At 41.6% G+C, this 14,446-nt stretch carries 12 protein-coding genes and 1 pseudogene; 5 read left to right on the plus strand and 8 right to left on the minus strand.

What is annotated here, in order from left to right; all coding sequences use genetic code 11:
• Window position 1 precedes the first annotated feature (1 nt).
• The 6 genes from BSHG_RS17645 to updY all read right to left on the minus strand — a co-directional run bounded on the left by BSHG_RS17645 (window position 2) and on the right by updY (window position 4,938).
• Window positions 2-1,096 (minus strand): glycosyltransferase, encoded by a 1,095-nt coding sequence (locus BSHG_RS17645; protein WP_008657666.1) that lies wholly within the window; start codon window positions 1,094-1,096, stop codon window positions 2-4.
• A complete protein-coding gene (locus BSHG_RS17640; RefSeq protein ID WP_005817598.1) occupies window positions 1,093-2,358 on the minus strand; it encodes a nucleotide sugar dehydrogenase in 1,266 nt (421 codons plus the stop codon). Before BSHG_RS17640 ends, BSHG_RS17645 begins: the two co-directional genes overlap by 4 nt.
• 29 nt (window positions 2,359-2,387) lie before the next feature.
• On the minus strand, window positions 2,388-3,356 hold the full coding sequence (locus BSHG_RS17635) for an SDR family oxidoreductase (protein WP_005817600.1): 969 nt from the start codon (window positions 3,354-3,356) through the stop codon (window positions 2,388-2,390).
• A 319-nt stretch (window positions 3,357-3,675) separates the two neighbouring features.
• On the minus strand, window positions 3,676-3,795 hold the full coding sequence (locus BSHG_RS23745; protein WP_115474673.1) for an IS66 family transposase: 120 nt from the start codon (window positions 3,793-3,795) through the stop codon (window positions 3,676-3,678).
• A 59-nt stretch (window positions 3,796-3,854) separates the two neighbouring features.
• A complete protein-coding gene (locus BSHG_RS17630; RefSeq protein WP_008657667.1) occupies window positions 3,855-4,340 on the minus strand; it encodes a UpxZ family transcription anti-terminator antagonist in 486 nt (161 codons plus the stop codon).
• Between the two features lie 58 nt (window positions 4,341-4,398).
• A complete protein-coding gene (updY, locus tag BSHG_RS17625) occupies window positions 4,399-4,938 on the minus strand; it encodes a capsular polysaccharide transcription antiterminator UpdY (RefSeq protein ID WP_032497327.1) in 540 nt (179 codons plus the stop codon).
• A 1,087-nt stretch (window positions 4,939-6,025) separates the two neighbouring features.
• On the opposite strand from updY, the gene BSHG_RS17620 reads away from it, so the two are divergent.
• Window positions 6,026-6,373: an SH3 beta-barrel fold-containing protein gene (locus BSHG_RS17620; RefSeq protein ID WP_008657669.1), complete on the plus strand. Its 348-nt coding sequence runs from the start codon at window positions 6,026-6,028 to the stop codon at window positions 6,371-6,373.
• Window positions 6,374-6,511: 138 nt separating this feature from the next.
• Window positions 6,512-7,345, plus strand: a pseudogene (locus BSHG_RS0220050) (DUF4373 domain-containing protein).
• A gap of 326 nt (window positions 7,346-7,671) precedes the next feature.
• Here the strand turns inward: BSHG_RS0220050 and BSHG_RS17615 are convergent.
• A complete protein-coding gene (locus BSHG_RS17615; protein ID WP_005791084.1) occupies window positions 7,672-8,244 on the minus strand; it encodes a DNA-3-methyladenine glycosylase I in 573 nt (190 codons plus the stop codon).
• Between the two features lie 198 nt (window positions 8,245-8,442).
• On the opposite strand from BSHG_RS17615, the gene recJ reads away from it, so the two are divergent.
• The 3 genes from recJ to BSHG_RS17600 all read left to right on the plus strand — a co-directional run bounded on the left by recJ (window position 8,443) and on the right by BSHG_RS17600 (window position 13,087).
• On the plus strand, window positions 8,443-10,161 hold the full coding sequence (gene recJ, locus BSHG_RS17610) for a single-stranded-DNA-specific exonuclease RecJ (protein ID WP_005791087.1): 1,719 nt from the start codon (window positions 8,443-8,445) through the stop codon (window positions 10,159-10,161).
• Window positions 10,158-12,062, plus strand: coding sequence for a RecQ family ATP-dependent DNA helicase (locus BSHG_RS17605; protein WP_005798437.1), 1,905 nt, complete (start codon window positions 10,158-10,160; stop codon window positions 12,060-12,062). The genes recJ and BSHG_RS17605 overlap by 4 nt, the downstream gene beginning before the upstream one ends.
• A 62-nt stretch (window positions 12,063-12,124) precedes the next feature.
• The gene (locus BSHG_RS17600; protein ID WP_008657671.1) at window positions 12,125-13,087 is read left to right on the plus strand and encodes a tetratricopeptide repeat protein; all 963 of its coding nucleotides are present in this window, start codon (window positions 12,125-12,127) and stop codon (window positions 13,085-13,087) included.
• 67 nt (window positions 13,088-13,154) lie between these two features.
• Here the strand turns inward: BSHG_RS17600 and BSHG_RS17595 are convergent, their stop codons facing one another.
• A complete protein-coding gene (locus tag BSHG_RS17595; protein WP_005791093.1) occupies window positions 13,155-14,390 on the minus strand; it encodes an MFS transporter in 1,236 nt (411 codons plus the stop codon).
• Window positions 14,391-14,446: the final 56 nt, after the last annotated feature.

Here is a 14,446-nt window from a genome sequence, read left to right on the forward strand (position 1 = left end):
ACTAACCTTTTAAAGAAGGAATTATAACCTCTCTCACTATGTTCTTCCACGAATATTGTTCCATAGACTGAGTAATATCAGTAAATACAAACCTACTTCTTTCTTTATATAATTTCTCCAGCGCAAGAAAAAAGGCATCTGGGCTATCATTACACAATACTCCATTCTTAGAACATATAAGTTGTTTATTGGCATCTGTATTCGTAGCCAGGCAAATAAGTCCAGATAATGCATATTCAAAAACTTTTGTCGGAGGCTGGTTATTATAATATTTCACCATAGGTACATATGCGATTCCAATATTGGCTTTATCAAAATAAGGAGAAAATTCCGTATATGTTTTACGACCTACATAGTCAACATAATCATTCAAATGACACGTATTAATAGCATTCTTTATCTTGCGGATTTCATCCTCATCCCCATATCCGATTATAGTATAAGTTATCCTTAGACGTGAAGCGTACTTGTCGCAAAACATTTTTAATCCATAAATTGTGTCGTAAATACGTCTAAAATTAAAAGTACCAACATAGAGTAGATTGAAATCATTCTCGTAACTCTTTGACTGGACTGAGTACACATCTGCGCCTAATGGTAAATAGACAACTTTTTTCATATTTAAATGAAGTATCCGAGCCAACTCTAAAGACAAAATATAAATACGACTAAAAAAATAGCTTTCAAATGTCAGTAAAGCATTTAATAAAATAGATTTTACTCTCGACTTATTTACAGCACCAGTTCTGATATCTAAAAAGACTCTTTTCTTTCTTCTCAGACTCAGAAGAAGTACTGAAATAAATGGAATATATTTTAAAATAACAATAGTATTGATATCCAAAGTATTCAAATACCTATTTGACTTTCTTATATATGAAATAGTATTCGAAAACACAGATTTTTCATTTATTGCCAGATATTTAATTGTAACGTCTGGTATTTCCTCTATTCTTGGTAACCCTTTATCAACAGAAAGAACTGTTACACCAAAACCATACTCTGATAAATATTTGGCATATTGATAATATCCTGCTGCATATCCAAATTGATCAGGAATTACAAAACAAACTTTAGGTCTCACCCCCCTATTCATAATCTACTTGCTACTATTTTAGGATCCAGTACTCCTTTCACATCATATATAACACAAGAAGAATTTAAAAAAAGATTTATATCAAGATCTTTAAAATCTTCATGTGCTACAGCTAAAATAACAGCATCAAATTTACTACTCAATAATTCATTGGTAATTTTAATGCCATATTCTTTCTCTACAATCGTCGGATTCGCCCAAGGATCATATACAAATATATTCACTCCATACTCCTTTAATGTACGATAAATATCAATTACTTTCGTATTTCTTACATCCGGACAATTTTCTTTAAACGTGAAACCAAGAATCAATATATTAGAATTCAAAACTTGAATTCCTTTTTTTAACATGAGCTTCACTACTTGATTAGCAACATACTCACCCATTCCATCGTTCACTCGGCGACCAGCAAGAATTATTTCCGGATTATACCCATATCGCTGGGCACATTGGGCTAAATAGTAAGGGTCTACTCCAATACAATGTCCACCCACCAACCCCGGTTTGAATGGTAAAAAGTTCCATTTTGTAGAAGCCGCCTCCAATACATCCTGTGTATCTATTCCCATTCTTGTGAATATTTTAGACAATTCGTTTACAAATGCGATATTAATATCACGTTGTGAATTTTCAATTACTTTTGCAGCTTCTGCAACCCTTATAGTAGGTGCTGAATGTGTTCCGGCTGTGATAACCGATGCATATACATCATCAACTATACGAGCTATCTCAGGAGTAGATCCCGATGTTACTTTTTTGATTTTTTCTACAGTGTGCAATTTATCTCCCGGATTAATACGTTCCGGTGAATAACCTGCAAAGAAATCAACATTATATTTTAACCCGGAAACTTTTTCAACAACCGGAATACACTCATCCTCTGTAACTCCCGGATAGACAGTAGACTCATAAACTACAATATCACCTTCAGTAATAACCTTACCTACAGATTCACTCGCTTTATACAGAGGTATCAGATCTGGATTGTTATTTTCGTCAACAGGGGTAGGTACCGCAACTACATAAAAATTACAATCTCTTATATCTTCTATATTAAATGTACATACAAAGCCATTTTTTATTGCAGATTGAAGTAGTTCATCAGTAACTTCTAAAGTCGTATCATGTCCATCCATTAAAGCAGTAACACGTGCTTGATTCATATCGAAACCGATAGTTTTATATTTTGTTGAAAACAAACGAGCCAAAGGAAGTCCGACATAACCCAATCCGATTACGGCAATTTTTATTGTATCCATAAATATTTTATGATTTAATGATTATAAAATCAGATATTCTCCCAATACCATTTTACAGCTTCTTTTAAGCCGTCTTTCATGCAATATTGCGGATCATAATTTAAAAGAGTTTTAGCTTTATCGATAGATGCCAAAGAATGAGGAATATCCCCTTGCCGATTAGGACCATGTACTATTTTTACATGGCTTATTTCCGGATCAAATTCACTCAAATATATTTTCAGATAATTAACCAATTGATTCAATGTAGTACGTTCTCCGAATGCCGTATTATATATCTGATTAACTGCTTCCGGATTAGTAGTTGTCAATGCCAACATATTCATCTGTAATACATTATCAATATATGTAAAGTCGCGACTATATTCTCCATCTCCATTCACAACGGGACTTTCATATTTCATAAACTTTTTTACAAACAATGGAATAACAGCTGCATACGCTCCAAACGGATCTTGTCGTCTGCCAAAAACATTGAAATATCTCAATCCTATGTATTCAAAATTATAGGTACGTGCAAAAATATCTGCATAGAGTTCGTCCACATATTTAGTAATTGCATAAGGAGAAAGAGGGTTTCCAATAATACTTTCTACTTTAGGAAGTGATTGGCTGTCACCATAAGTAGACGAACTTGCAGCAAAAACAAAACGTTTTACTTTAGCATCACGTGCAGCTATAATCATATTGAGAAAGCCACCAATATTGATTTCATTAGTGGTAATGGGGTCTTTAATACTACGTGGGACAGAGCCTAAAGCTGCCTCATGTAATACGTATTCCATTCCTTCCACAGCTTTTTGACAATCTTCTAATTTACGTATATCGCCTATTATTAATTGGAAAGAGTCAGGATATTTTTTTATTAAAGACAATAAGTTTTCAATCTTCCCAGTGATAAAATTATCAAGACATCTTACCTGATGTCCTTCTTTTAGTAAATACTCACAAAGGTTAGAACCTATAAAACCAGCTCCACCTGTCACTAATACTTTCATATTTATAATGTAATTATTGTAAGCGTCCAAAACATGGAATACACCTATCAGGTGAGTGCCAGTAGGCACTCGTCACTTGTTCTGAACGGTAAATTTTAAGTTGTTTCACTAATTTATTAGACTGATCATCATGGGAAGAAAGCAGGTTATCATAATCCGTTCACCCCTTTCGGATCTCCGTCATGTACTTGTAGAAAAAAGATCAGAAACTGATTCCCATCTGCTTACACGTCTCAATAAAGGTATTATAAACCGCCGAACGCAAAGCAGCCTCTGTACTAAGAAGGACAGACTGTTTTTTCTTTGTAACGGTCAAAGACTATATCGCCCGTTCGGCTGCCAGATTATCTATTGTATAATCTCCATCCTTTCGGTAAACAAAGAATTGACTCCAAAACTTATGAAGATAATTCAAGACGGTTTGCATTAAATCACGCATCCTTTCCTCTGGGGTAAGGCAAGAAATATATCAAGACACTATTTGAGGACGCTTACTAATCAGTCTTCTATCTCACTATTCGGATATGGATTTTCCTCCAAACTCTTTAAATGCTCCACAATCTCAAACTCTTCCCTCGTCAATTCCCGATCCTTCCAACCGTCTATTATTGCATGTGCCTCCGCCGCCAGCTCTTCGTCAAAGACCTCGGCGTAACAAGCTACCAACAAACGACATTTCAGCAGAGAGACGGGAAGTGTATCCAAGAGATCCCAACTACGATTGAGGACCGACTGGATTTTATCTTCCTTATCACCGTGATTATAAATGGTAGCATTATAGCCGGTCAACAAAGCGATACAAAGAGAAGCTTCCTCTTCGAGGGTACGTCCATGTGAACCGAAAAGATGCTCACAACGATGATACACATCCGTATTCAACTGACGGAAACGGTCGGAATAGATGGGTTCGCCATCCAGACCTAAATGGAGAAGTTCGTGCGAAACGGCGCACAAAGAATCGATTTCTGATTGCAAAGACAACATGGTGATTTATTTACGTATTGGAATATGCACCACAGAGGGCACAGAGTTCACAGAGTTTTTAATTCTTTATTAATTCGATTAAAGAGGGATGAATGAAGGCCGTGGCAACTGCCATACCCCCCTGGATGGAAACCACCACACGGCGGTCACCTTTGATACGGACAAACTCACCCTCAACTCCCTCGAAGATGCCACCGGTGACACGGACACGGTCTCCCCTTTTCATGGAAACGACTGAAGGATCCAGATAAACAACCTGTTCATCGTAATTACCGGCAACGGCGATAAAACTACGCATTTGGACTTCAGGAATGGTAATAGGCTGACGGGTCTCACGGTCCATGATATAACGAATAGGAAGAGAAGCCCCGACAGTGGATTTCATTTCGTCAACCTCACTGCGAGTGGCATAAACAAAAACCAAGTTGTGAACAACAGGAACCAATTTACGGATCTTACGCTCACCACGGAATACGTATTCATAGCGCATGGGAAGAAAATTCCTCACTCCGCGGGAGTCCAGGTATTCCTTAAAGGCAAGCTCACGGCTATAGGTGATACGAAGGGCGTACCAGGATTTATTAATGCTATTGTTCACAAAAGGATATAATTGGGGGACACCGGGGTAGTGAAACACCTTCCGGTCAAGTTTGCTAATTCTGTTGTTTGCCTTGCAGCGTATATCATTTCATCAGGTACTCCCCTATCACAGGAGAGACAGTTTGAAAAAGAAGAACAGAAAACAAAGTTTTGAAAAAACAGGGCTTTACTGATCTTACAATCTGTAAACGAGTCTATTATGAAGCGAAAGTGTTTCAAAAGACGATCGTCTTTTGAAACACACTTTTTTAAAGATCCAGACAATTAAAATACATATAAAAGCAGACAGATATTAAAGCGTTTTTTGTTAGTTTATAGACATTTGATTATCAAACAATTAAGTAGATCAAGCCATGAAGGAAAACATTTTTTTTATTAAACATTTTGCAGTTATGAAAATACCCTCTATCTTTGCGTTCAATTAAACGATCGTTTATTGAAACACTCACTTTTTTAAGAATTATTTCATTTAATGTCAGACAATTAAGAAGAGAAAAGGTTTCATTTTCCCTTTTATTTCCCCTTTAATTCCACATTCATTTGCTCACTGAAAGATTACTCTCTACCTTTGCAACATATTAACAACATTTAGTTATTGATTAAATAAAAAAATCATGAACAAAGAAAATGAATTATTACAGACAGTGAACAAAAGTGTAAAAAAACGATAACACTAAAGCACAACCTCCTATCACAGAAGCCATTAAAGAAACAAGAGGCAGAAAAGCAGGAACGCAGATACCGGGAATTATCTCCAACAATGAAGGAGTTATAAAAGCGCTGATAGAATCCTACATATTGGACGCAAAAGAACAAAATATCAAGACGTGCAAAGATTCATTGGCACGCTACATAGAGGAAAAAAAACTTTTTGGAAAAATAAGAAATGGAGTATTCAAACCATTAGTTTTCAGCACAATCAGAACTTACGTCAACGAGATCTGGAATAAGATGGAAAGAAAGAAAAAGAACCAAGAAGGAAAGCGCTAAAATACGTACAATGAATTTTATCAAACCGGAATACATTCGATCTGACCTATCTTTGGGGCGATAATTTATCTATTAACCTTTTAAATCATATACGTATGAAACAGAAGAAAAGACCGGCATCACAAACTGAAGCCATGAAACTGAGATGGAAAAAACGGATTGTCTTTGAAAAAGGATATACTGAACAGTGTGCGGAATGGATGGCGGAACGCCTGGAAGCGTTAACCGACCACCTGCAATACGGGCACGCAGCCATCGCTTATCAGAAGCAGAACGGAGACTTCAGGTTGGTAAAAGCGACACTGATCTACTATGAAACGGAATTCCACAAAAAGTATGATCCCACACAAATAGAAGGCGCAGTAGTCTACTGGAATGTGGATGAACAGCGATGGACGACATTCCAGATGGAGAACTTCATGGAGTGGAGACCGATCGTATAGGGCGCCACCACAGATTACACGGATTTTCACCGATGAATTATTTTTATTTTGAGAAATCAAGTGAAGACATCTTTGGGAATCCGGGGTAATTTATGGTGAATGTATTATTGAAAGTACAAACGACTAATCTAAAAAACAATGGCAATAGCATATGACGGGATCAACTATTTCCCGGTGGGCGTAAACTTCATGGAAGAGAACGCAATGGAAGTGATAGAAGCTAAATATGGAATAAAGGGTTCGGCAATCGTACTGAAACTGCTGTGCAAAATATACAAAGAGGGATACTTCATCCGTTGGGATGAAGAGCAGTGTCTGATTTTTGCCAACAAGGCGGGAAGAGAGGTGCAGGCCGCTGAGGTACAGGGGATCATTGAGATCCTCTTCATCAAAGGAATATTGGACAGAAACAGTTATCTGGCAAACGGAATACTGACTTCGGCAAACATACAGAAGATATGGATGGAGGCAACAAAGTGAAGAAAAAGGGATCTGAAAGCATTGCCCTATCTGCTGGTGAACGACTTGACTCAGCAGGAAACAGAAGCGCCGGAAGGTGAAAATGTAACCATTAGCCCGGGAAATGTAGTACATGATGTAACCGTTAACGCAAAAAATGCATGCAATTCCGGACAAAGTAAAGTAAAAGAAAAGAAAGCAGAGGAAAATAAAGAATTACCCCCCTCAGCTCCCCCCAAGGGGAAGGAAAAAGAATGGGAGGAGGTTTCTGCTCCTCTCCCGATACCCGGATACGCCTTCAACACAATGACACACAATTATCCGGGACTGACGGATACACTCAAAAGACTGGGGATTACCGAAGTAGGAGAGGTGAATGCCATACTCAGGCTATCGGATTATGGAAGGAAAGGAACACGGGTATGGCAACTGATTGCCAATACTTGCTGGAGTGACATAGGGGTAAAAGGAAGGTATCTGATAGCAGCACTGAATAAGGCAAAAAGAAAATAATCCGGATAGGAAAGTACAGTTTGCAGTTGATAAAAAAGCAAGTATACCGGTTTCCATCCGGAAGGTTCTCTGTCGGGAATGGAAAACGGGACATACATTTAAACAAATGATCGACAGCCACTTCAGAGCACAATATTTCAATCTGCAGAAGCTTTATTTTAACGTTACGTTAAAGTTCGTTTTTCGTCTGCAAATAGCAAATTCTTTAAATGCAAAAGACTTGTTATTTGCAGACAAGAACAAAGCCATCGGAAAATGGCATTAACAATGTTAACGGGCAAAAGGCATAAAATATCCTCTTCCACTGTATACAGTTATATTGTTATTTACCTCTTCCGGCAGATGCAATCCACCAGATGATCATTCATAAATCCGGAGGCCTGCAAGTGAGCATAGCAAATCGTAGTTCCAAAGAATTTAAATCCCCGTTTTTTCATATCCTTGCTCATGGCATCAGATTCGGGAGATGATACCGGAATCTCACTCAATGATTGAAATGTATTGACAATCGGTTTTCTGTCGGGAAAGAATGATAGAGTATAGTCATAAAAACTACCGAACTCCTTTTGTACGGCGAGAAATGACCTTGCATTTGTGATGGTCGATTTGATCTTCAGACGATTTTTCACAATGCCATCAAAGTGCATCAACCGTTCAACATCTTCATCGGTCATTTGTGCCACCGACTCAGCATCGAAATTGCAAAAGGCTTTGCGATACCCCTCACGTTTCTTAAGGATGGTTATCCAACTCAAGCCGGCCTGAGCACTCTCCAACACAAGAAACTCAAACAGCGTCTTGTCATCGGTCACCAATTTTCCCCACTCTTGATCATGGTACTTCACATACAGTTCGTCACTTCCGCACCAACCGCAACGTCCGTTTATTATATCTTGCATAATTATAACACTTAATAGTACGATACAAAGATAGTAGATTCACCATGTCGCACCAAATATCGATAAACAAAACACAAGCAATTATTTTTTTCAGTATATCCCCCACACTTCCGGTTTTTTTCGTACTTTTACAGCTTGTTGGAAAGTTATGCACTTCCGGCATCAGAGAACAGATAAAAAGAAAAAACAATATATAAAATGAATCACAAATGGAATTATCGACCCATCACACAAGAACAGGCAGAGATAAGCCGGGCATTGGCTCAGGAACTAGGCATTAGCCCCGTCCTGGGACGACTTTTGGTACAGAGGGGAATTACGAAGGCACAGGATGCCAAAAAATTCTTCCGTCCGCAATTGCCCGATTTGCATGATCCATTCCTAATGAAGGATATGGACATCGCAGTGGAACGCCTGAACATGGCGATGGGAAAGAAAGAGCGCATTCTGATTTATGGAGATTACGATGTGGACGGTACCACGGCTGTGGCACTGGTCTACAAGTTCATTCAACAGTTCTATTCGAACCTTGACTATTACATCCCTGACCGTTATAACGAAGGATACGGAATTTCCAAAAAAGGAGTTGACTACGCCGCTGAAACCGGAGTAGGGCTTATCATCGTACTGGACTGCGGCATAAAAGCCGTAGAAGAGATTGCGTATGCCAAAGAGAAGGGAATTGACTTCATCATCTGCGACCATCATGTACCGGACGACGTATTGCCCCCTGCCGTTGCCATCCTGAATGCCAAACGACTGGATAATACATACCCATACACTCATCTTTCGGGATGTGGCGTAGGCTTCAAATTCATGCAGGCTTTTGCCATCAGTAACGGCATTGAGTTTCATCACCTGATTCCGTTGCTCGACCTGACTGCCGTAAGCATTGCATCGGATATTGTACCGATCATGGGCGAAAACCGTATCCTGGCCTATCATGGGTTGAAACAGCTGAACGGCAATCCGAGTGTAGGACTGAAAGCGATTATCGATGTATGCGGATTATCGGAAAAAGAAATTACGGTGAGCGACATTGTATTCAAAATAGGTCCCCGCATCAATGCTTCCGGACGTATACAGAACGGAAAAGAAGCGGTAGACCTGTTGATTGAGAAAGATTTCTCGGCAGCACTCGAGAAAGCCGGACAAATCAACCAATACAACGAAACCCGGAAGGATCTGGATAAGAGCATGACGGAAGAAGCCAATAAAATCGTAGCCGAACTGGAAGGCTTGGCAGACCGTCGTTCGATAGTGCTTTACAATGAAGACTGGCACAAAGGAGTGATCGGAATCGTTGCCTCACGATTAACGGAGATTTACTATCGTCCGGCAGTCGTACTGACCCGGACGGATGATATGGCAACCGGTTCGGCACGTTCCGTATCCGGTTTCGATGTTTACAAAGCTATCGAACATTGCCGTGACTTGCTCGAAAACTTCGGAGGGCATACCTATGCTGCCGGGCTATCGATGAAAGTGGAAAACGTACAGGCATTCACCGAGAGATTCGAAAGTTTCGTGTCGGAACATATACTGCCGGAACAGACCAGCGCAGTGATCGATATCGATGCCGAAATAGATTTTAAAGATATCACGCCGAAGTTCTTCAATGAATTGAAACGATTCAACCCGTTCGGTCCCGACAACCAGAAACCGGTGTTCTGCACACATCACGTGTACGATTATGGAACAAGCAAGGTGGTCGGTCGCGATCAGGAACACATCAAACTGGAACTGGTAGACAACAAATCGAACAATGTGATGAACGGCATCGCCTTCGGACAAAGTTCACACGTGAGATATATCAAAACCAAGCGATCATTTGACATCTGCTATACCATTGAAGAGAACACCCACAAACGGGGGGAAGTGCAGTTGCAGATTGAAGATATCAAACCGATAGAGTGACTTACCAAGAGATTTTAAAGCAATACTGGGGTTATGATTCCTTCCGCGACCTGCAGGAGGACATCATAACCAGCATTGGCAATGGAAAAGACACACTGGGACTGATGCCCACCGGAGGCGGAAAGTCAATTACGTTTCAGGTTCCGGCCCTTGCCAAAGAGGGATTGTGCATTGTCATCACCCCACTGATTGCTCTAATGAAGGATCAGGTGCAGAACCTGAAAAAGCGCGGAATCAAAGCGATAGCCATCTATTCAGGAATGACACGGCAAGAGATTGTGGTGGCATTGGAGAACTGCATCTTCGGCGACTATAAGTTTCTATACATCTCTCCCGAACGGTTGGATACCGAAATCTTCCGGGCCAAACTCCGGTCCATGAAAATCAGTATGATTACGGTAGACGAAAGCCATTGCATCTCACAATGGGGATATGACTTTCGTCCGGCTTATCTGAAAATAGCGGATATCAGGGATCTCGTACCGGATGCTCCGGTCTTGGCACTGACCGCCACGGCCACTCCCGAAGTAGTGAAGGACATACAGGAGCGCCTCCGTTTCCGGGAAGAAAACGTGTTCCGTATGAGCTTCGAACGAAAGAATCTGGCATACATCGTTCGCCCCACTGATAATAAAAACGGGGAGTTGCTGCACATACTGAACCGGATACAAGGCAGCGCGATTGTATATGTACGAAGCCGGCGAAAAACCAAAGAAACAACCGAGCTGCTGGTAAACGAAGGAATCACGGCCGACTTTTATCATGCGGGACTGGATAACGCAACCAAAGATCTTCGCCAGAAACGATGGCAAAACGGAGAAAGCCGGGTGATGGTAGCTACCAACGCATTCGGTATGGGCATTGACAAACCGGACGTACGTATCGTCATCCACCTGGACCTGCCCGACTCACCGGAAGCCTACTTTCAGGAAGCGGGACGGGCGGGACGAGACGGACAAAAGGCATACGCGGTGATACTCTATGCCAAGTCGGATAAAACAACGCTCAGCAAACGCATTGCAGATACTTTCCCGGATAAAGACTATATAAAAGATGTGTACGAGCATCTGCAATATCATTATCAGATGGCGATGGGCGACGGGCTGGGATGCATGTATGACTTCAGCCTGGAAGAATTCTGCCGCAAGTTCAAATATTTTCCCGTACCTGCAGACAGCGCACTGAAGATATTGACACAGGCAGGATACCTGGAATATACCGATGAGCAGGACAATGCCTCACGGATTATCTTCACGATCCGCCGGGATGAGTTATATAAACTCCGTGAGATGGGAGAAGCCGCAGAGAAACTGATACAAATGATTCTGCGATCTTACACGGGTGTCTTTACAGACTATGCCTACATCAGCGAGCAGACTCTGGCGGTACGTACGGGACTGACCCGGCAACAGATTTACGACTTACTGGTGATGCTGAGCAAGCGCCGTATCGTCGACTACATCCCGCACAAAAAAACACCTTACATTATATATACACGTGAGCGGATAGACCTCCATTATCTGCAAATACCCCGAGCAGTATATGAAGAACGGAAAGAACGCTATGAAACCCGTATCCATGCCATGGTGGAATACGTCACTTCGGAGAATGTCTGCCGTAGCCGGATGCTGCTCCGCTACTTCGGAGAGAAGAACGAACATAACTGCGGGCAATGTGACGTCTGCCTCAGCCACCGCGCCGAACCGGATATATCACAAAGCACCTTCGACGGACTGAGAGAGCAAATATGTGCTCTGCTGAAAGAGCATCCGATGACTCCGGCGGAGATAGCTTCACACATAAATACAGATAAAGAGCAGTTGAGCGAAGTGATACGGTTTATGCTGGACGAGGGCTTACTGAGCTCTGAGAACGGACTGCTTACTGAAAAAACTTCCTGAAAAGCAACAGGGTTATGTGATGAAATTACTACATTTGCAACCAAACTAAAAAAACTTTGATCATGCCGAACTTCTTTAAATCTTTTTTTGCGGGGAAAACAGAAAACCCTGAGGAAGAAAAACAAAAAAACGCCAAAAAGAACTTTGAGATATTTAAATATGACGGCCTACGTGCCCAACGTATGGGACGTCCGGACTATGCCATTAAGTGCTTTAACGAAGCGCTGGCCATTGAAGAAGATTTCGAAACACTGAATTATCTGAGCCAGCTTTACATCCAGACCGGTGAATTCGGGAAAGCACATGAGTTGCTGGAACGTATGATCGCGCTGGAACCAGAATTGACAAGCACGTACCTGACCCTGGCCAATCTCTGCTTCATGCAAGAAGATTATCAGGAGATGGCCGATGCCGCCCAGAAAGCCATCGCACTGGAAGAAGGAAACGCAATGGCACACTACCTGTTGGGCAAAGCCAATCATGGATTGGATAACGGAATAATGACCATCGCCCACCTGACAAAAGCCATTGTGCTGAAAGATGATTTCACGGAAGCCCGACTGCTCCGTGCCGAAGCACTGTATAAGATGCAGCAATTTGCAGAGGCTATGGAAGATATTGAAGCCATACTTGCACAGAATCCGGACGAAGAAGCTGCCCTCCTGCTACGTGGCAAAATAAAAGAAGCCACCGGAAAGGAAGAAGAAGCAGAGACGGACTATCTCCATGTGACAGAGATAAACCCCTTCAACGAACAAGCTTACCTATATCTGGGACAACTATTTATCACACAGAAGAAATTGACAGCTGCTATTGAGTTGTTTGACGAAGCTATCGAGCTGAACCCGAACTTTGGAGCCGCCTATCATGAACGGGGACGTGCCAAACTATTAAACGGGGACAAAGACGGTTCGATTGAAGATATGAAGAAATCGCTGGAGTTGAACCCGAAAGAGGGAGAGAACCTGAACGGACAGTTCAATAATCAGCAAGCAGAAACACCCCCAAACGTATTGGGACTGTAAACTAACCGTTCTGATACAGTCATTTCCCGGACCGGAACCTTACTCCCTGTCCGGGAAATGATTTGTATCATTCCATATTATCCGTGTGCGGACGAAGAAAGCACAACTGCATGCCCAAAGCCAACAATACAATACCTCCCAGAATAGCAAATCCCAATCCCAGGTTGCCACCGTCCGTCCATTTTCCAAACAAGCTTGTTACAACTGCTCCGGCAAAAACTCCGGTCATATTCATTATACCATAGGCCGTTGCCCGATATTTGGCCGAAACAAACTGGCACAAAATAGGCATATTATTGGCATCGAACATACCGAAACCGACCCCAAACAGAAATCCTGCACCTACTATACTGATGAAACCATTGCCTAAGCCCAATAAAAGAAGCGCAGGTATGGTCAACCCTAACCCGATTGCGCCTGTATAGATACGTCCGCGTATGTCTTTGCATACCCAACGGTCTGACAATAACCCTCCCAGAATAACTCCGATAAAAGAAGAGACAGCAATCGTTATAGTGGATATAGGCCCTGCCTCAGCCATAGGGATATCGAGATTCTCAGCGTACAGGGTAGGCAACCAATTCTTCGTAGCCCATCCGGGAAGACTGGGAGCTGCAAAATAGAACAGAATAATCCAAAAAGCAATATTACCGAATAAAAGAGTCACTCCTTTAAACAACGGAATCTTTTTTGATTTATCTGTATGCATGGCCCGAATGACCCTGGCATGTTCTTCATTCTCACGAAGGAATATAATCAAGACCAATGCATAGACAATGCCTACAATACCGAACCAATGGAATGTAGTATGCCACGAATAGGCCGCAGCTACCGTAGCACCAAACCCGCCAATAGCCTGACCGGCATACAATCCCGTCATATGGATACCGACTGCCAGCGAACGTGATTTCTCCTGATGCCAATCGGCTATCAAGGAGAGGCCCGCAGGAATGTATAATGCCTCACTGACTCCCATCAATGCGCGCAACCAGTAGATTTGATTAAATGTATCGGCATACCCCATGCCATAAGTGACTGCCGACCAGACAAAAAGACTCCCGACAATCAACCATTTACGACTGACGCGATCGGCAATAATTCCTGCCATCGGACTCATAAGACCGTAAATCCAAAGGAAGACTGCCATTAGCCGCCCAAAATTGGTAGCCGACTGCAATTCTATAATATCTATCTGCATCGCATCTTTCATGGTTGACAGCATCTGACGATCCATATAATTTAATAATGCCACAAACCATAAAAGTCCGACAACGATCCAAGGATATATTTTTCTATTTTTCATACCAACTATCTCTCTTTATATGATTTACCTTTACCTATGAGCTCTTTCAACTGTAT

Origin of the sequence: Bacteroides sp. 3_2_5 (assembly GCF_000159855.2) — a bacterium.
Lineage (GTDB): Bacteria > Bacteroidota > Bacteroidia > Bacteroidales > Bacteroidaceae > Bacteroides > Bacteroides fragilis.